The organism is Burkholderia sp. Bp8991, assembly GCF_003853795.1.
Lineage (GTDB): Bacteria > Pseudomonadota > Gammaproteobacteria > Burkholderiales > Burkholderiaceae > Burkholderia.
Genome location: NZ_QTQJ01000002.1, coordinates 61,181 through 78,794 on the forward strand (window position 1 = coordinate 61,181; position 17,614 = coordinate 78,794).

The following is a 17,614-nucleotide window of genomic DNA, read 5'->3' on the forward strand; positions in this document are numbered from 1 at the left end:
AACAGGGTCGGCATCCGAGAACATCTCTTCTGCCGTAAGAACAGCATGCGCCGTTCAGCTGAAGGCAATGTTAACTGCGCGTCTTCGAACGCCTCGCCCGCGAAAGACAGGGGCGGACCCGGAATCGCCGCGGCGGTCAGGCCGACGACGGCAACCTCACGCGCACGCCGAACCCGTTGCCGTTCAACCCGTCGACGTACGTCAGACTCCCGCCGAGTTTGGCCACGATGCGCGCGACGATGGACAGCCCCAGGCCACTGCCGCTTTCGTCGTGATCGGCGCCGCGAAAGAAGCGATCCTGCAGTCGGGACAGGTCCTCACCCGAGACGCCCGGTCCGTCGTCTCGTACCTGAAGGCTGATCGCGCCGGCATCCTGCCACGATGCGATTTCGACGCGCCCCTGTTCGCGACCGTACTTGATCGCGTTATCGACGAGATTGTCGAGCAGGACGCGCACCAGCGTCGACGGGACATGTGCGACAACCGGACCGTCGACGCGTGAAATCAGTGCGATCCGCTTGCGACTCGCGCGCGCCTGATGGTCGTCGATGCAGGTCTGCACCACGCGTGCGAGATCGACCTCCTCGCCGCGCATCGGTACGGTCTCGTCAAGTCGCGCCAGTGCAAGCAGCTGGTCCGCCAGATGCGTGCTTCGGTCCACGCCCTCGACGACCCGTTGCATCGCGCGCCGCTGCCGGTCCGGATCGCGTGCGGTGAGCGCGACTTGCGCTTGCACCTTGAGTGCGGCGAGCGGGGTCTTGAGCTCGTGTGCGGCATCGCTGGTGAATGCGCGCTCGCGATCGAGCGAGCCGCGCAGACGTTGCAGCAACGTGTTCAGTGCGGCAACCAGCGGCCGCACTTCGTCGGGAATGCCCTTCGTGCCGATTGCGTCGAGGTTGTCGGGCGAACGCGCCTCGATTGCCTCGGACAGCGTCCGCAGCGGCGTCAGGCTGCGTCCGATCGCCAGCCAGATCAGCACGGCCAGCACGGGCAACGCGAAGGCGAGCGGCCGGGCGACCCGGCGCGCGACCTCCGCGGACAAGTCGGAACGCTGCGTGCGTTGCTCGAAGATCCGCACGGTACGCCCGCGCGCGGCATCGGTCAGCACGTACGCGTGCCACTTCGGATTGCCGAACCGGATCGGGCTCGATGCGGCGGCGGGAAACACCGGCAGATCGAGCGCGTCAAGCCCCGGGCTGGCGGCCAGGATGCGTCCGCCCGCGTCCCTGATCTGATACAGCATGCGCGGTGATGCGTCGTTGTCGCCATCGTTGTCTTCCCCCGAGCCGAGGACGATATCCGCGAAGACCGGCAGATCGGACGCATCGAGCGCGACGAACGCTCGTGCGATCTGCTCGATGCGGGTTTCGTCCCACTCCTCCGCTTCGTGAATCGCCTGGCGATAGCTCGACACCAGCGAATAGGCCCACACCACCACGACACCCGACAGCACCAGCAAGGTCAGCCGTTGCCGGATCGAGCGCATCACGACGCTTTCTCCACCACGTAGCCGACACCTCGAATCGTGCGGATCAATTCGGCCCCCAGTTTCTTGCGCAGATTCGACACATGCACTTCGATCGCATTGCTTTCGATTTCTTCGTTCCAGCCATAGAGGCTGTCCTGGAGCTGCGTGCGCGAGAGCGGACGGCCCTGATTCGCCAGCAATTCGACCAGCAACGCGCATTCGCGCGACGTCAGCGCAATCCGTTCGGTGCCGCGCGTCACCGTCATCAGCGCGGGATCGACCGACAGGTCGCCGTATTCGATCGTCTCGGTGCCGCGGCCCTGCGAGCGCCGCACGAGCGCACGGCATCGGGCGATCAATTCGGTCAGGTCGAACGGCTTGCCGATGTAGTCGTCGGCGCCCGCGCTCAGGCCGCTCACGCGATCGGCGACGGTGTCGCGCGCGGTCATGACGAGCACCGGCGTATGGTCGCGGCGCTTGCGAAGCCAGTCGAGCACTTCAACGCCCGACATGCGGGGCAGGCCGAGATCGAGCACGACGAGGTCATACGGCGTGGTTTCGAGCGCGAGCCGTGCATGCCTGCCGTCGTGCGCCCAGTCGACCGTCATGCCGGCCTCGATCAGGCCATCCTCCACCCCGCTGCCGATCAGCTTGTCGTCTTCCACGAGTAACACCCGCATGGTGTCGCGTTCCTTTTGGTGCGGACATGGCGTCCATGGGCGCACGATAACCGCAGGCACCGGCCGGCATCAAGCACGGCGCGGAAAAATCCGGTCCTTAAGAATCCGTTAACGTCGGCGCCCTATGGTCGCGGTCACCGACACCCGCAATCGAATCGACGACCATGAACAGGCTACCGTTCCGACTCCGTTTTTGCGCAACGCTGGGCGCGCTGCTGTTCGTGGCTGCCGCGCCGGCGTCCGCAGGTGAGATCAAGACGCTGATGCGAGACATGAAGCACGCGATGCAGGGTGCCATGAACAGCCGGACGATTCCGGAAATGAACGGCTACGTGGCCCGGCTCGAAAGCGATGTGCAGCAGGCGAGCCGCCAGCGGTATCGCAATGATCAGCCGACCTACGATGAAGGCATGCGCACGTTGCACGACGAATTGACCGAAGTCGATCGTGCCATCCAGGCCAATGATCTGCCGGCCGCCAAACAGGCGTTACGGCGAATCGACGGATCGAAAAAGCACTATCACGACCTGCTTGGATAACCCGGGCCGGACACGCTTTCGCCATTGAACAGGCATTCCCGCCATGAAAACCATAACCCGCTACCCCCTGTCGATCAGTTTGCTGCACTGGCTGCTCGCCGCCGCGCTGATCGGCAATCTGATCGTCGGCTTGTTGCTGGACGACAATGAAGACCTCGTCGGCCTGCACAAATCGATCGGCACCGCGATTCTCGGATTCGTGGCGGTTCGCATCGTGAATCGGTTACGCATGGGACGCAGGCTCCCGCCGTCGGTCAATCCGGCAGGCACGCTCAATCATTTTGCGGAACGCAGCGTTCATGGGCTGCTCTATGTGCTGATGCTCGCCATTCCCGTCCTCGGGTGGATGAAGACCAATGCGGCCGGCCACACGGCCAGCTGCTTCGGGCTCTTCTCGCTGCCGCCCCTGGTGCCCAGGAGTCGCGAGCTGTCGCACTGGCTGGGAGAACTGCACGCGCTGACGGCTTACGGGCTGGCCGCGCTGGTGGGCCTGCACGTGCTCGGCGCGGTGGCGCACAAGCTGTTCAAGTCGGAGAACGTGTTGCCGCGCATTCTGCCGTTGCCGACGCGTGTCGTTCGGCAGAGGGCTCCATCCGGTGACCGGAATTGAGCGCCGGGCACGGCGTCGCGCGGAGTGCTACCGGGGCTACCGGGCGACGCCATCAAGTCGGACAAATGGCGCGTGGGTGCGGCAGGCCATGAGGTCGCGGAAGCGGGCTCCGTGATCGGACTGGAAAGGAACCGCGACGAAGACAAGACGAAGACAAACGCGCTTGACGAAAGTCAAACCCGCGGAGACGACAGGTGCAAAAAATTGCGTATGCAGGATCGCCGATTGCCACCGGGAGACATTCATGAGCGCCAGCACTTCGACCTTCCAGGCGGCACCCGCGCTCCAGCGGGTGCTGATCGCCATCGACGGTTCCACCGCATCCGATCAGGCGCTGGCGTATGCCAGGGCGTTCGTTCCACCGAATGCATCGGTACGCATCGTCAGCGTTGCGGATAGTCCGCGCACACTCGTCCCGCGCGGGTCGAGATCCGCGGCGTTTCTCGAATCGGCCCGCGACGAATTGCTGCGAGACGCATCCGACGTGCTGTCGCGCGCCCGAAGCGCAATGGCGCGCGACGACATCGCGCTCGACACGGAAGTCGTCGACCTGTCCACGCACGGCGGGGATATCGCGCATGCGCTGGCCGACAGTGCGCAAGCCTGGCAGGCCGAACTCGTGATCGTCGGGGCACGCCAGCATCATGGCCTGCGCGCGTGGATCGAAGGAACGGTTTCCGGCCCGCTCGGCACGCTCGTCGGCTGCCCGCTGCTCATCGTGCCGGAAGGTTTCGGGTCGGTGGCCGAGCGCCTGCCGCGGCGGATGCTGTTTGCGGTCGACGGAAGCCCGATTGCGCTTCACGCATTGCGAACGGGATTGAAATTCTCGTGGCCCGACACCGAATTCCGGGCGATATACGTGCTCGATCGCGCCACGCAGCTGGGTGATTTCGTCCCCGTCGAGACGCTGGAAAAGGCGTTGCTTGGCGAAGGCAATCACGCACTGCAAAAAGCCATGGCCCTGCTCGACGGCATCCCCGCCGGGCGCTCGCAGTCGCAGCTGATCGAAACGGATCGAACGGGCGAAGACGTGCCTCACCTGATCGTGCACGACGCGATCGAATGGAATGCGGACTTGATCGTCATGGGTACGCATGGGCGGCGCGGCGCCACGCGCTGGCTGGTCGGCAGCGTGGCCGGACGCGTTGCGCGCATCACGAAAACGCCGGTCCTGCTCGTGAGTGCGCCGCGTGCATGACGCGCTTCGTCGTCACGCATCCGCTCCGACGGCGTGGAACAGTTCCTCCTCCTGAGCGCAATGCAGGCGTACGATCGCTTCCAGCCCGTACAGCAGGCGTTGTATCGCCTGCACCTGCGTGGCGTTCGCCGCATCGCCCGGCAGGTCCGCGACCATCTGCCGGAGCGATCGAACCATCTTGAAGATCTCCCGGTGCGCGCTGCTCATCGCCGCCAGCGGGTCCTCGCCACCGAGCATCGGCGCAAGGCGCGCGTAGACGTCCCGATCGTCGGCGCGTTCGTGCGGCAGCAGCCGTTCGTCGAGCGAGTCGATCAGGCGGACAAGCTCGCTGGCGATGGCGGCCCCGGACAGGTGCGGCAGGCGATCCGCGAGATCCCTGATCTGGTCCAGCAACGGTGACAATGCCGTGTGCTCGCGCTTGAGTTGCTCGACGTCGACATCCGCGAGCCGGGCGTCCGTCAGCCTCGGGCGAACCAGCAACACGCGCAACGCATTGACGATGACGGCGACGTCGATGACTTCCTGAATCACCGCGCCGGCAATCGGCGGCAGGAATCCGGCCGCCGCAATCGTCATCGCGACGATCGACAGCGACATGCCGGCCACCACGCTCTCGAGCGCGATCCGGCGCGAGCGTCGGGCGATTCGCATCGCATCCACGAGCCGATCGAGCCGATCCACCAGCAGAACCACGTCGGCCGCTTCGGATGACGCGGCCGCGCCCCGCGCGCCCATCGCGATACCGACGTCGGCCGCCGCCAGCGCCGGCGCGTCGTTCACGCCGTCGCCGACCATGATCGTCACGCCTTCCTTGCGCGCGGCCTGGATGGCGGCGAGCTTGTCCGTCGGCGTCTGCTCGGCGCGCACGTCGGTGACGCCCAGCAACTCGCCGACGGCCTGGGCGATGTCGCGCCGATCGCCGGTCAGCATGACGAGGCGCGCGACGCCTTCGCGTTTCAACAGCCGCAGCGCCCGCGGCGTTTCCAGCCGCACCTGGTCGGCCATCTGGATCGCGCCGATCATGACACCGTCGACACCGACGAACACGGCAGCCCCGCCCTCGTTGCCGACCCGTTTCAGGAACGCGTCGCTCCACGGGGCGGCCGTCGAGCAGGCGCGGACGTACCCGAACTTGCCGATCGCGACGGCCCGGCCGTCGACCCGGCCCGTCACGCCCTCGCCCGCCGTTTCCACGACGACCGACGGCGGCGACAGCGTGATCCGGCGCTCCCGCGCGGCGACCGTCAGCGCGTCCGAAATGACGTGCCCCGAAGCCTGGGCCAACGACGCGGCGAAATGCAGCACATCGTCCGTGCCGACGTCCGCGCCGACGTCCGCGCCGCATTCGATCGCAACGATGCGGGCGCGCCCTCCCGTCAGCGTCCCGGTCTTGTCGAAGAACAGGATCGTCGCTTGCGCGAGTCGTTCCAGCGCGCCCCCGCCCTTGACCAGGATGCCGCGTTTCGAACAGCGCGACATGCCGGACACGATGGCGACCGGGACGGCGAGGATCAACGGACACGGCGTGGCCACGACGAGCACGGCGAGCGCGCGTGCGACATCCCCGGCCAGCAGCCAGGCGATGCCCGCGACGAGCAGCGAAGCGAGTACGAAGAACGCGGCATAGCGATCCGCGAGACGCACGGACGGGCTGCGCTCGCGCTGCGCGCGTGCGACCAGGCGGACGATACCGGCAAACGTGCTGTCACCCGCCGTCGTGCGGGCCACGATTTCGAACGGCGCGCCGGCGTTGACCACGCCGCTGCAGGCGCTTTCTCCGGAGCGTCGCCGCTGCGTGGACGACTCGCCCGTCAACATGGATTCGTCGAGTTCCGCATCGTCGGTCAAGGTGCCGTCGACCGGCACGAATTCGCCGCTTCGCACGAGCAGCCTGTCACCGGGAACGAGCGTTTCCACGCCGACGGAACGCCACTCACCGTTCTCGAACCGGGTTGCCTGCCGAGGGGCACGGCCGAGCAGCGCGGTCATCTCGCGTTGCGCGCGGTCTTGCGCATACCGCTCCAGCGTCCGCCCGCTGGCCAGCATCAAGGCAATGACCGCGGCGGTCAGCGTCTCGTCGAGCGCGATCGCCAGGCCGATCGCCAGCCATGCGAGCACATCGATGCCGGCTTGCCGTCTCGCCACGGCCCTGGCAAGCGATACCGTCAACGCGAGCAGGACCGGCAGTGCACCGACCAGCCAGACGACGCGCGCGAACGAAGGCAGGCCGAACGCAACGCACACGCCTCCTGCGGCGAGCGTGACCGCCGCCAGAACCAGCAACACGAGATCGATCGACCAGCGGATTCGCGACATGACGATTGTTCCGATCGCCGCGCATGGCGGCGTTCGCCGCATCCGGTTCGGGTTGCGGTTGCGGACGGCGTGGCACCAGTCTAGGAAACGCCGCGGCTCGACCGTTGACATGGGTCAGCACGACGCGCCTCCCGCGACATGCCGGCGCGGCGCGCGGCTTGACGTGAATCAAGCCGTCAGCCACTTTCCTCAGCAAAATTGAATCGTGAAACCGGATGGCCCGGAGTCGATATCGTGCTGACGCTGGCGGTACTCTTTCTGCTGATTCTGCTGCTGAATCTCATGCCGGCATTCGCCCCGCCCACCTGGATGGCGATGTCGTGGGTCGGCTTCAACCTGCCGGACGGCAATCCGTTCATCTTTGCCGTCGTGGCGGCCGGCGCGGCCACGACCGGCCGCGTGATCCTGGCGACCTTCGCACGATCGCTCGTCCGCTCCCGCTGGATACGCGAATCGGATCGCGAGAATATCGACGTCGCCACACGCTGGCTGCGAAAGCACCGAACGCTCACCGCCGGCGCGTTCTTCTTTTATGCATTGAGCCCGCTTCCGTCGAACTATCTGTTCATCGCGTACGGACTGTCCGGGTTGCCGCTCAGAATCATCGCGGCGGCCTTCTTCATCGGCCGCGCAGCCACCTATGCGATCTGGGCGCATCTCGGCCGCTTCGCGTCGAACCGGCTGGACCTGGAATCCGAACTCGAAGGCACTTATCTCGGCGGATACTTCATCGTCACGCAACTGGTGTTGCTCGGCCTCGTGTTCGTGTTGATGAAGCTCGACTGGCGCGCGCTCGTCAACGAACGTCGGTTGACGTTCCGGCGCGGCCATCATCCGCGCAGCTCCGATTGACGTCGGTATGCGCGAAGTGCGAAACGGCTGCGGCGGCCGGCCGTTGCGTCCTATCGGTCGCGAATTCCGGGCATCACTTCGGTAACGCTTTCCCGCATACGCGGATCGACGTGCGTCATCACGTTCAGGACGCGGTGATGCCTCATCACGCGCGCACGCGCGTCCACGGCGATGTCGTGCCCTTGCGCAACGCTGAGCTCGGCGTCGATGTCGAGATGCACGTCGACGAGGATCAGATCGCCGGTCTTGCGCGTGCGCAGGTCGTGTACGTCGAGCACGCCCGGCGTCGCGAGCAGCGTCGCGCGGATCGCCCGAACGTCTTCGGCGTCGGCCGCGCGGTCCATCAAGTCGTGCAACGCGTTCCAGCCGAACGTGGCGCCCATTTTCACGATCATCCCGCCGACGATCAGCGCGGCGACGGGATCGAGCAGCGGATAGCCGAACAGGTTGCCGACGATGCCGCAGGCGACCACCAGCGACGATGCGGCATCCGAACGCGCATGCCATGCGTTGGCAACCAGCATGCTCGATTTCACCCGTGTTGCCACGGCAAGCATGTAACGGAACAGGCTTTCCTTCGCGACGAGCGCGATGACCGCCACCCAGAGCGCGGCGACGTGGACGCGCGCGATCGTTTCCGGATGCTCGAGTTTACCGATCGCGGACCACAGCATCCCGCCGCCGACCAGCAGCAGGATCGCCGCAAGCGCGAGCGAAGCGCCGGTTTCGAAGCGCTGATGTCCGTAAGGATGCTGTTCGTCGCCAGGCTTGCGGCTATGGTGACCGGCCAGCAGCACGACGAAATCCGCGATCAGATCGGATAACGAATGAATGCCGTCCGCCACGAGCCCCTGCGATCGGGACAGGATGCCGATCGCCACCTGTCCGGTGCTCAGCGCGAGGTTGACCGCCACGCTCACCCAGGTGCTTCGGGTCGCGGCCGCGGCCATCGCGGGCGTCGCTTCCGCGATGGTTTCAGGAACAACGTCGAGGTTGGTTGGCATCACGATTCAGGTTACGTACCAGGATTGAAGGATCGATCGGATTCGGGAAGTCGCGGGCAACCGGGGCCGCCCACGTGGCACGCCTGCGCCCGACGCGTTGGTACTGCGACGTGGAATGATGCGTTGCACGTCTGACAGACGTCTGACAGCTGCGTGTCTGCGGCATGGATTCGATGGTATTGGCGGTCACTCCGGGGTACTTGATCTGAGGCAAAGGATCGCCCCCCGTTTTGCGTACCGTTGAATCCATGCAAGCGACCTGGAGACCGTCATGTCCAGAGCAAACAGGTTCACCGTTTCGTGCCTGCTCGGCGTCGCGATCGCGATCGCGTCCGGTCTGGCCGATGCCCAGCCACGTCAACCGGCTAGCGATCCCGCCGTCGAGTGGCGCGGCATGATGTACGGCAGCCAGCTGATGACGCCTGCCGAGCGGAACGCATACCGCACCCGCATGCTCGCCGCGAAATCGGATGCCGAGCGCGAGAAAATTCGCGCCCAGCACCACGCCGAGATGCAAAAACGTGCGAAGGCGCGCGGCATCACGCTGCCTGACGCTCCCCCCATGAGGGGCATGCACGGCGGGCAAGGCATGGGCATGGGTATGGGCTACATGCACGGCCAGCCTGGCGGCCCTGCAAGCGGCGCTACCGGCCAGTGATCGTGCGGTTCGGCGTGTTCGGTGACGAACACGCCATTCCGGCCGCGACCGACCGCTCCCGTGACCTCCGGCCGTGCATCGAACGCGTGCAGTCTGATCCGCGACGTGCATGATCGACTAGCGCCTGGCCGCAGCGGCAGCATCGACAGGCGGCCACGAAACGGCCACGCGCAGTCCGCCGAACGCGGGCGATCGATCCACCTGGATGTCGGCCTCGTGCGCCGCTGCGATTCGCCGCACGATCGACCAGCCGAGGCCGCTCCCGCCCGGCCGGGTTCCCGCCGGCCGAAAGAACCGTTCGCCCAGCCTGCGCAAATCGGCGTCGCCGATGCCCGGGCCGCTGTCCTCGACCCGCAGCACGGTGCGCCGGTCTCGTTGGCCGACGGAAACGGTGATGCACGCCAGCGGCGGGCTGTAGCGAATCGCGTTGTCGACCAGATTGCGCACCATCGCCGCGAGCAAGGCCTCGTTGCCGCCGACGATACATGGCGATGGCGCATCGAACTCCAGCTTCTGCTGCTTCCCGATCGACTGTGGCGCGGCCTCCGCGACCACCGCTTTCGCCAGGGCCGATACATCGACCGGTGCGCGCTCCGCCAGTGCGCCCGCATCGAGACGGGAAAGCAGCAGGAGCTGGTCGACCAGACGCGCCGCGCGGTCGCACCCTTCGAGCACGCCCCGCAACGCGTGCCGGCGCCGCTCGTCATGGCGCTCCGCCAATGCAACCTGCGCCTGCGCCTTGACGGCCGCGATCGGCGTACGCAACTCGTGCGCGGCATCGGCGGTGAATCGGCGCTCCGCGTCCATCACGGCACGAATCCGCTCGAACAGGCCGTTCAGCGCATCCAGCATCGGCCGCATCTCGAGCGGCGTCCGGTCCAGCCGGATCGTGTCGAGCGCCTGCGGATTGCGCTTCGCCAGCGTTCGCCCGAAATCGCGCAGCGGTGCCGTGCCGCGACGAACCGCCCAGCCGATGGCCAGCACCAGCAACGGCAAGGCAGCCGCCATCGGCCAGAATGCGCTGCGCATGACGGCGCCCAGGATCGCCTTGCGTGATTCGATTCGTTCGCCCACGAATACCTGAACGTCGCCGCGCACGCCGTGCACGACGAATACCCGCCATGCATTCCCGTCGATCACGACGGTCCAGAATCCGGAGGCCCGATCGCGCGCGGTCAGCTCGGGCGCCACCATCGGCCGCGACGGCGCGTTTTCGGAATGCAGGCCGAGCCGGCCTTCATGAAACACCTGAAAGGCGACACGGGGGCCGTATGGATGAAGGATCGGCGCGTCGATCGCATGGTCGTCGTCGTCCGGCCCGCGCGCCTGTTGCGCGACGAGCAGTGCCGCCGCCTGCGCGAGGTGGCCGTCGAGCAGCCGGTCGATCTCGCGCCGCGCATCGAGCCAGGTCAGCAGCAGCGTCGACAGCCAGACAGCCAGGACCACGGCCGGCACGAGCGTCAGCAGCCGGCCGTGCAGCGAGCGCGCGGGCAGCAAGGCTTTCATGCAGCGTCCCGCATGAGCACGTAACCCACGCCGCGAACCGTCCGGATCAGCTCGCTGCCGAGCTTCGCACGCAGGCGATGGATGTGCACCTCGACGGCGTTGCTTTCCACCTCCTGCCCCCAGCTGTACAGATACTGCTCGATCTGCTCGCGCGACAGGACCCGGCCGGCATTCAGCATCAGGATGTGCAGCAGGTCGAACTCGCGCGTGGACAGCGCAACGGCCACGCCGGCGCGGCGGGCGGTTCGCGACGCGGGCTCCAGCTCGACGTCCCGCGCACGGAGCCGCTCCGTCGGCCGGCCGTGGGCGCGCCGGACCAGCGCTCTCAGGCGCGCGCCGAGTTCGTACAGGTCGACGGGCTTGACCACGTAGTCGTCGGCGCCCCCGTCGAGCGCCCTGATGCGGTCGGGCACGGCATCGCGCGCGGTCAGGATCAGGATCGGCAACGCTATGCCGTCGCGACGAATGCGCTGCAGGACGTCCATGCCGTCCACGAGCGGCAACCCGAGATCGAGGACCGCCGCGGCATGCGCATGCGCGCGCAGTTCGCGCTGGGCCGCGTCGCCGTCGCGTACCCAGTCGACCCGGAACCCTTGCTGGCGCAATCCGGCACGGATCCCGTCACCGAGCAGGACATCGTCTTCCACGAGCAGGATGCGCACGATCGAGCACTCCGCCTGCGGCCGTCAATCGTCGTCCCGGCCCGCCCCGTGGGCGGGGCGGCCGGTGTCCGTCGCGACGGGCCGGCCGGCTTGCACGGGCTGCGGCGCCGCGTGCCATTGCGTCCACCACCAGCCGAGCACCGCCGCCGTCATGACGACGGCAATCCCCCACCCGGCACGCCGGATGCCGTCGATCGGCGCGCCGCGCTTGTAGCCCGTCACCATCGCCCGGGCCAGATTCTCCCGATGCACGACGCTGCTGACGAGTACGGCAGCGACGTGCACCGTAACGAGCGCGAGCATCGCGTTCGCCGCGCCTTCATGAAGATCGCCGAACGATGCGCCGCTGCCGGTGTAGGCCGCCCAGCCGGCGACGCCGGTGACGACCGTCATCGCCAGCATGGCGACGATCGCGACCGCGCCGGCCGGATTGTGGCCGACATGGTGTTCCGGCCGGCCTTTCGCCAGGCTCAGCGCGTAGCGGAAAACGGCCGCCGGCGAACGGACGAACGACGAGAACCGCGCATGACGCGTGCCGGCCACGCCCCATACGACGCGAAACGCGACGAGCGCCAGCATCGTGTACCCGAACGCGACGTGCATCAGCCGCCACCGCTCGCTCTCTGCGGTCAGCCACGCACCGGCAAAGGAGACGGCCGTCAGCCAGTGGAATACGCGCAGCGGAGCGTCCCAGACCAGTATCCGCGCGGGACGCGAGCGCTCCGGTTCATCGTGTGCCGGGGATGCGGACGAATCGTTCATCGAAATTTCCTTTGTCTGCCTGCGTATGACATGCGGCGCAATTCGACGGCCGCTTCACGGCGGGGCTGCGCCACACGGAGGCGGGTACCTCGTCGTGCGTGGCGGCGAACCATGCCGACCGGGTAATCCGGTCTTCCGGCGGACGGCGTGCCGCGGCACCCGTCGCCGCGTGTGCCGTCAGCCAGGTTTCCAGTTGCCCGATGGTCGCCGGGTCCAGCGTCGCATCGGTGCCGAAGTGGCGATCGAGACCGTTCACGATGCGGCGCCACGACTCGGCGGGCAGCGCCCCGGGCGGATAGGCGACATGGCAGGTCGCGCACTCCTGCTGGTACCTGGGCAGCAACGGAGTCGCGACGCTCCGCATCTCGTCTTCCGCCAGTGCCGCGCGCGGCAGCAGCGACGTCATCAGCATCGCGAGCAGGCTTGCCCGCACATGTCGCAGCAGGGCGATCCTGCCCGGAACAGTGGTCGAGTCGACGTGGTTCATGATCGTTCGCCGTCAGGGTTTCAGGCTCATGAGCCAGCTCAGGACATCCGCCTTCTCGGCTGCCGAGCATTCGCGCCCGACGACGTCCTTGCAGTTTCTGCGGAACCATTTTTCGGTCCGCGCCTCGTCCGTGAACCGCGCGGGATTGAACGCGGGCGCGAGCGGCTCGATGGTCTTGCCGGTGACGACGTGCCGGCCCGGGCCGGTCGGCGTGCTTCCGTGACAAGTCGCGCAACTCCAGTCGCGCCCATGCCGGGACGTGAAGAACTGCTGTCCCCGCGATGGCGCGGCGCTCGTGCCGGCCTGCGCCGCATAGCCGTCCAGCAGCCGGGCAGGCGTTTCGGCATGGGCGCAAGCCACGACGGCGAACAGCATCGATACGGCAAGGCGCGGGTGACACAGCGTGCGAACGCAACGGGATATCCGCATCGTGATTCTCCTGGGCGATGCGTTCATGTTCGGGCCGGCTCCTTACCGCATTCTTAAGGTTCGGACGCGCGGCTGCCGGCGTGCCATTGCATCAGCGCGACGACACGTGAAGCGACCATGAATCGACCGTGGAGACATCGTGCACGCGTCCCGTCGCGCTCGCGATCAGGATCCCGCCGCCGGCTCGTTCACGCTTGACCCAAATCAAGCCTGTCGGGAAAGCAGGATGCATCGGACCGGTGAATCGGGCGCCCGTCGGCGCGCGGCACGGACTCAGTACAGTAAGAACGCCGCCCGTTCGCGCGCGAACGCGGCATTTTGCGCGTCGACGACACGTTCGATCTCGTCGAGCGAGCGCCCCGCCTCCAGCATGTCCGCCACCTCGCGCGAGCCGATCGAGGCACGGATCGCATCGATCCGGAACTGCGCCGGATAACGCCGGTGCAGCGCCAGCGCGAGTGCCAGCCCGATCTCGCCCGGCCGTGTCGCGCCGGGCGGCCGTTCGATGCGCACCCCTTCGCACACCCTGCCGCGATACGGCCCCTCCGCCGGCACGAAGCGAACCGGCGAGAACGTCGCGTCCAGCCGCATCGCGCGAAGATCGTCGGCGAGGATGCGCCCGTCGATCCACGGCGCGCCGACCACGCCGAACGGTGTCGCGGTGCCGCGCCCGACACTGACCGCCGCCCCTTCGATGAGCCCCGTCTCCGGGTAGAGCGACAGCGCGGCGCCATCGCGCAGGTTCGGCGATGGCGGCACCTGGCCAAGCCCGGTGTCGCCGAAGCGCATCGCGCGCGCGTAATGCGCCATCGGCACCACGGTCAGCGCCGCGCCGACGTGCAGGCGGTCGTTGAACAGCCGCGCGAGCTCGCCGAGCGTCATGCCGGGCTGGAGCGGCAACGGGTAATAACCGGTGAACGTGGCCGGCCCGGCATCGGCCACGGGGCCGCCGAACGCATCGCCGCCCAGCGGGTCCGGGCGGTCGAGCACGAGCACCGGGCGCTGGGCGGCGGCGCCGGCTTCGAGCGCGTAACCGAGCGTGGCCAGGTAGGTGAAGAAGCGTACGCCTGCATCCTGCAGGTCGAGCACCAGCACGTCGACGTCGCCGAGCAGCGCGGGCGCGATCCGGCGGCGGTCGCCGTAGAGACTGTGAACCACCACACCGGTCGCGGCGTCGAGCGTGTCGCCGAACGTCTCGTCGACGTCGGTGCCGAGCCCGTGCTCGGGTGCGAACAGCGCGACGAGCCGCGCGCACGGCGCCTGTGCGAGCAGGTCGGCCGTGCGCCGGCCGAACCGGTCGAAGCCGCTGCGGTTCGTGACGAGCGCGATGCGCTTGCCCGCGACGGCCGCGAAGCCGTTCGCCGCGAGCACGTCGATGCCGGCCAGTACCGGCCCGCGCGATACCGGCAACCGGGCGGCCTGCGCGACGGCCGCCGCCATCGCGGGCACGCGCGTCGCGATCCGCGCCGGCGTCACGGGAGCGGCTTCGCTCGATACGATGCCGAGCACGAGCGAGCGCAACGGCAGCGCCGTGCCGGTTTCGTCGGGATACAGCCGGCTCGTGAGCACGACCGCGAAGCGGCGCGTCACGGGATCGATCCACAGCGCCGTGCCCGTGTAGCCGAGGTGTTGCAGCGCGCCGACCGGCGGCAACCGGTAGCGGTTCGCGACGAGCGGCGGCCCGACCGCCCAGCCGGGCGTGTGCAGGTCGCCTTCGGCGTCGAGCGTGGCCGGTGTCTCGAGCGTGGCGACGCTGCGGCGCGCCAGCACGCGCGCCGGGCCGAGCGCACCGCCGTTCAGCAGCATGCGCGCGAAGCGCGCCAGATCGTCCGCACTCGCGAACAGGCCCGCATTGCCGGCCACGCCGCCCAACGCGGCCGCGACGGGATCGTGCACGCTCCCGCGGAGCAGCCGGCCATCGCGCACGGCGGTGGGCGCCACGCGCGCGAGCAGCGGCGCCGGCGGCCGGAACGCGGTGCTCGCCATCCCGAGCGGCGCGAACACGTGTGCGGCGCACCACGCGTCGAGCGGCCGGTGCGACACGCGCTCGACGATCTCGCCGAGTGCCACGTAGTTGACGTCGCTGTAGCGCACCCGTGTGCCGGCCGGCGCGCCGGGCGCCATCGCGACGATGTCGGCCAGCACGGCGGCACGGCTGCGCAGCGCGCGGGACGACGACACGCCGGCCGGCAGCCCCGACACGTGCGCGAGCAACTGGCGGATCGTGATGCCGGCCTTGCCGTGCGCACCGAACGCGGGCCAGTAGCGCGCGGCCGGCGCGTCGAGGCTCAGCATGCCGCGCTCCGCGAGCTGCATGACCGCAACCGCCGTCGCCACCGGCTTGGTCAGCGACGCGAGATCGAAGACGGTATCGGCCGTCATCGCCTCCACGTGCTCGCCCGCCACGCGCAGGCCGCGCGCGACGCGTACCCGCACGCCGTCGGCATCGCCCGTCACGACCACCGCGCCGGCAAGATGGCCGTCGGCGATCTCGGCGGCGATCGCCTCGTCGATCGAGACGGCCTGCCGCTGTGTTGCGGGCATCCCGGATTCCGCGCTTGCTCCGGCCGGCGCAAGCGCAAACAGCAGCGCGCCGGTCAGCGCGGCAGCGCAGCGGGATCGTAGCGATCGAGCCTGTTCCACTGCATTCATTCCTCCGTGCCGGCCGCATCGGCGGAGTCGAGCCGCGCGCGGAGGACCGCCGCGCCGATGGCGCGAGCGCCGCGCATCGCCGCCTCGCCGGTCCTGATCGAAAGCGCGACTGGCGTGCCGGTTATTGCGGCGCTGCGGAACAATCCGCACACAGACGCATAGCGCCTTGCCGTTCGGGGTCGTGCCAGTAGAAGCGCACATCGACGGCGCCGCGCGCCGGTACGACGACGTGCCGGACTTCCTGGACGGCCCTGTCGTGCGCGGACACGGTATATCGCCCCGGCGGCACGCGGGCGAACAGGAACGGCCCGTTCGTGTGCGCGTCGAGAAGCGTCGCCTTGCCGGACGACAGCGTGACGTCGACATCGGAAAGATAATGGCCCCGCTTCGACGCGAACGTGATCCGCAGGTTGTAGCGAGGCGCGACATCGCGAAACGCGGTGACCTCGTCCTGGCCGATTCCGCCGGTGATATAAGCGACACCGTTGCGCATGATCGGCTCGGTCGACGTTTCAGCCAGCGCGTTCGTACCGATGTTCAGCAGGCAGGCTGCCAGCAGCAGCATCTTCACGGTTCCGGTCCACATCTTCACTCTCCTGATCGAGCACGCATGGCTGCAATGCCGCCCGTCCGGTCGCGGAACGTGTCGCGTGCGGTGACGTCGCTCGTTCGAGTCGACGACGCTGTCAGCGTCGCGCGGAACGCCGATTTCCCGTTGACTCAAGTCAAGTGCGCGCCTGTCGACGCCGAACGAGGCCGGACGGCCCCCGCGAGACAGTCATCGCGCCCCATCTGCCCGGGCGCCGCGGCACGCCTGAAAACACGGGGGAGCGGCATCCGGACGGCGCAATCGTCCGTGACGGCTGTCAGCCGATATTGCACGGCCCGTCGGAAATTTCCGACACGGCGGCCCGACGTCGGACAGCAAGCTCAGGCCACGCTGATTGTTCCGCGCGGCGCCGCTGTCAATACTGGAGACGTGACAGGAAGCAACGTGTTTCGCGGCCGGCGCGCGACTCTTCCGCCCCGCCGCCGCAGGACCGAGGAGCTGGCGATGATTGATCCGACCGCAGTGCACGCCGACGACGCCATGCCGGATGGCGAACCGCCGGTCGGTGCGCACCTCGTGACCCGCCGCCCCGGTTATCTGCATCACGGGATCTACATCGGCGACGGCAACGTGATTCACTACGCGGGATGGTCACGCCATGCGAGCGGCGGTCCGGTCGAGGTCGTCACGCTGGACGGCTTCCGTGCCGGTTTCGGGCTCGCGGTCATCCGCCACGCGCGCACGCTGTACGACGGCACGGAAGCCGCGCGCCGCGCGGCATCGCGCCTGGGCGAATGCCGATACCGGCTGCTCACGAACAACTGCGAGCACTTCTGCCTGTGGTGCCTTTTCGGTGTGGCGAGGAGCGAGCAGGTCGCGTCGTGCCTGCGCAACCCGGCGCATGGCATCGCGGTCGCCGTCATGCTCGTCGCGTGCGTACTGGCCGCGCGGTGGCATCCGGCGATGACCGGGCGCGAATGCCCGGCACGGTGTATGGCGTAGTATCGACGGCAGGGCCGTCGTTCAGTCATTCATCGACTCGACCGTCACCCGCGGCCACGAAAGACGGCATGCGCACGCCCCCACCGTTTCGCCTGCGCGATCGCGATGCGGATCGCGCTGCCCTCGGAACGCCCCTGCCGCAGCAGCGCGTTGGCAATCCCGATCGCCTTGCCGCGAACCGGCGGCGGCAGATTCCGCATCGCAGGCGGATAACGGTCGTCATTCCACGGCATGATCGA

The 17,614-nt window shown here is 68.1% G+C and carries 17 protein-coding genes; 6 read left to right on the plus strand and 11 right to left on the minus strand.

Features of this window, described 5'->3' with window-relative positions:
* Window positions 1-136 precede the first annotated feature (136 nt).
* On the minus strand, window positions 137-1,486 hold the full coding sequence (locus DIE02_RS02210) for an ATP-binding protein (protein ID WP_185640956.1): 1,350 nt from the start codon (window positions 1,484-1,486) through the stop codon (window positions 137-139).
* A complete protein-coding gene (locus DIE02_RS02215; RefSeq protein ID WP_124519817.1) occupies window positions 1,486-2,148 on the minus strand; it encodes a response regulator transcription factor in 663 nt (220 codons plus the stop codon). The genes DIE02_RS02210 and DIE02_RS02215 overlap by 1 nt, the downstream gene beginning before the upstream one ends.
* A gap of 164 nt (window positions 2,149-2,312) precedes the next feature.
* Here DIE02_RS02215 and DIE02_RS02220 point away from each other — a divergent pair, with 164 nt between their 5' ends.
* The 3 genes from DIE02_RS02220 to DIE02_RS02230 all read left to right on the plus strand — a co-directional run bounded on the left by DIE02_RS02220 (window position 2,313) and on the right by DIE02_RS02230 (window position 4,495).
* Window positions 2,313-2,687 (plus strand): cytochrome b562, encoded by a 375-nt coding sequence (locus DIE02_RS02220; protein WP_124519816.1) that lies wholly within the window; start codon window positions 2,313-2,315, stop codon window positions 2,685-2,687.
* A 43-nt stretch (window positions 2,688-2,730) separates the two neighbouring features.
* Window positions 2,731-3,297, plus strand: coding sequence for a cytochrome b (locus tag DIE02_RS02225; RefSeq protein WP_124519815.1), 567 nt, complete (start codon window positions 2,731-2,733; stop codon window positions 3,295-3,297).
* 244 nt (window positions 3,298-3,541) lie between these two features.
* Window positions 3,542-4,495, plus strand: coding sequence for a universal stress protein (locus tag DIE02_RS02230; protein ID WP_124519814.1), 954 nt, complete (start codon window positions 3,542-3,544; stop codon window positions 4,493-4,495).
* A 12-nt stretch (window positions 4,496-4,507) separates the two neighbouring features.
* Here DIE02_RS02230 and DIE02_RS02235 read toward each other — a convergent pair whose 3' ends face one another.
* The gene (locus tag DIE02_RS02235; protein ID WP_124528524.1) at window positions 4,508-6,811 is read right to left on the minus strand and encodes a heavy metal translocating P-type ATPase; all 2,304 of its coding nucleotides are present in this window, start codon (window positions 6,809-6,811) and stop codon (window positions 4,508-4,510) included.
* Between the two features lie 234 nt (window positions 6,812-7,045).
* Between DIE02_RS02235 and DIE02_RS02240 the strand changes: the two genes are divergently transcribed.
* Window positions 7,046-7,663 (plus strand): VTT domain-containing protein, encoded by a 618-nt coding sequence (locus DIE02_RS02240; RefSeq protein ID WP_124519811.1) that lies wholly within the window; start codon window positions 7,046-7,048, stop codon window positions 7,661-7,663.
* A gap of 50 nt (window positions 7,664-7,713) precedes the next feature.
* Here the strand turns inward: DIE02_RS02240 and DIE02_RS02245 are convergent, their stop codons facing one another.
* Window positions 7,714-8,667, minus strand: a complete 954-nt coding sequence (locus DIE02_RS02245) for a cation diffusion facilitator family transporter (RefSeq protein ID WP_124519810.1) — start codon at window positions 8,665-8,667, stop codon at window positions 7,714-7,716.
* A 271-nt stretch (window positions 8,668-8,938) separates the two neighbouring features.
* Between DIE02_RS02245 and DIE02_RS02250 the strand changes: the two genes are divergently transcribed.
* A complete protein-coding gene (locus tag DIE02_RS02250) occupies window positions 8,939-9,325 on the plus strand; it encodes a hypothetical protein (protein ID WP_124519809.1) in 387 nt (128 codons plus the stop codon).
* 117 nt (window positions 9,326-9,442) lie between these two features.
* On the opposite strand, the gene DIE02_RS02255 is transcribed toward DIE02_RS02250, so the two are convergent.
* From DIE02_RS02255 to DIE02_RS02285, 7 genes are all read right to left on the minus strand, one after another.
* Window positions 9,443-10,831 carry an ATP-binding protein gene (locus tag DIE02_RS02255; protein WP_124528526.1) on the minus strand — a complete coding sequence of 463 codons (1,389 nt, stop codon included), beginning with the start codon at window positions 10,829-10,831 and terminating at the stop codon, window positions 9,443-9,445.
* A complete protein-coding gene (locus DIE02_RS02260; protein WP_124528528.1) occupies window positions 10,828-11,493 on the minus strand; it encodes a response regulator in 666 nt (221 codons plus the stop codon). Before DIE02_RS02260 ends, DIE02_RS02255 begins: the two co-directional genes overlap by 4 nt.
* A gap of 24 nt (window positions 11,494-11,517) precedes the next feature.
* Window positions 11,518-12,255, minus strand: a complete 738-nt coding sequence (locus DIE02_RS02265; RefSeq protein WP_124528530.1) for a cytochrome b/b6 domain-containing protein — start codon at window positions 12,253-12,255, stop codon at window positions 11,518-11,520.
* Complete coding sequence (locus tag DIE02_RS02270; RefSeq protein WP_124528532.1) at window positions 12,221-12,742, minus strand: diheme cytochrome c; 522 nt, start codon at window positions 12,740-12,742, stop codon at window positions 12,221-12,223. The genes DIE02_RS02265 and DIE02_RS02270 overlap by 35 nt, the downstream gene beginning before the upstream one ends.
* A gap of 12 nt (window positions 12,743-12,754) precedes the next feature.
* On the minus strand, window positions 12,755-13,117 hold the full coding sequence (locus DIE02_RS02275) for a DUF1924 domain-containing protein (protein WP_260426165.1): 363 nt from the start codon (window positions 13,115-13,117) through the stop codon (window positions 12,755-12,757).
* A gap of 327 nt (window positions 13,118-13,444) precedes the next feature.
* The gene (locus tag DIE02_RS02280; protein ID WP_409364359.1) at window positions 13,445-15,823 is read right to left on the minus strand and encodes a serine hydrolase; all 2,379 of its coding nucleotides are present in this window, start codon (window positions 15,821-15,823) and stop codon (window positions 13,445-13,447) included.
* Window positions 15,824-15,944: 121 nt separating this feature from the next.
* Window positions 15,945-16,409: a carboxypeptidase regulatory-like domain-containing protein gene (locus DIE02_RS02285; protein WP_124528536.1), complete on the minus strand. Its 465-nt coding sequence runs from the start codon at window positions 16,407-16,409 to the stop codon at window positions 15,945-15,947.
* A 468-nt stretch (window positions 16,410-16,877) separates the two neighbouring features.
* On the opposite strand from DIE02_RS02285, the gene DIE02_RS02290 reads away from it, so the two are divergent.
* Window positions 16,878-17,375: a lecithin retinol acyltransferase family protein gene (locus tag DIE02_RS02290; protein WP_124521068.1), complete on the plus strand. Its 498-nt coding sequence runs from the start codon at window positions 16,878-16,880 to the stop codon at window positions 17,373-17,375.
* Window positions 17,376-17,614: the final 239 nt, after the last annotated feature.

Bases quoted from the DNA above. Each gene is read 5' to 3' on its own strand.
- DIE02_RS02210 (WP_185640956.1), bottom strand. From the start codon at position 1,486: ATGCGCTCGATCCGGCAACGGCTGACCTTGCTGGTGCTGTCGGGTGTC.
- DIE02_RS02215 (WP_124519817.1), bottom strand. From the start codon at position 2,148: ATGCGGGTGTTACTCGTGGAAGACGACAAGCTGATCGGCAGCGGGGTG.
- DIE02_RS02220 (WP_124519816.1), top strand. From the start codon at position 2,313: ATGAACAGGCTACCGTTCCGACTCCGTTTTTGCGCAACGCTGGGCGCG.
- DIE02_RS02225 (WP_124519815.1), top strand. From the start codon at position 2,731: ATGAAAACCATAACCCGCTACCCCCTGTCGATCAGTTTGCTGCACTGG.
- DIE02_RS02230 (WP_124519814.1), top strand. From the start codon at position 3,542: ATGAGCGCCAGCACTTCGACCTTCCAGGCGGCACCCGCGCTCCAGCGG.
- DIE02_RS02235 (WP_124528524.1), bottom strand. From the start codon at position 6,811: ATGTCGCGAATCCGCTGGTCGATCGATCTCGTGTTGCTGGTTCTGGCG.
- DIE02_RS02245 (WP_124519810.1), bottom strand. From the start codon at position 8,667: ATGCCAACCAACCTCGACGTTGTTCCTGAAACCATCGCGGAAGCGACG.
- DIE02_RS02250 (WP_124519809.1), top strand. From the start codon at position 8,939: ATGTCCAGAGCAAACAGGTTCACCGTTTCGTGCCTGCTCGGCGTCGCG.
- DIE02_RS02255 (WP_124528526.1), bottom strand. From the start codon at position 10,831: ATGAAAGCCTTGCTGCCCGCGCGCTCGCTGCACGGCCGGCTGCTGACG.
- DIE02_RS02265 (WP_124528530.1), bottom strand. From the start codon at position 12,255: ATGAACGATTCGTCCGCATCCCCGGCACACGATGAACCGGAGCGCTCG.
- DIE02_RS02270 (WP_124528532.1), bottom strand. From the start codon at position 12,742: ATGAACCACGTCGACTCGACCACTGTTCCGGGCAGGATCGCCCTGCTG.
- DIE02_RS02275 (WP_260426165.1), bottom strand. From the start codon at position 13,117: ATGCTGTTCGCCGTCGTGGCTTGCGCCCATGCCGAAACGCCTGCCCGG.
- DIE02_RS02280 (WP_409364359.1), bottom strand. From the start codon at position 15,823: ATGAATGCAGTGGAACAGGCTCGATCGCTACGATCCCGCTGCGCTGCC.
- DIE02_RS02285 (WP_124528536.1), bottom strand. From the start codon at position 16,409: ATGTGGACCGGAACCGTGAAGATGCTGCTGCTGGCAGCCTGCCTGCTG.
- DIE02_RS02290 (WP_124521068.1), top strand. From the start codon at position 16,878: ATGATTGATCCGACCGCAGTGCACGCCGACGACGCCATGCCGGATGGC.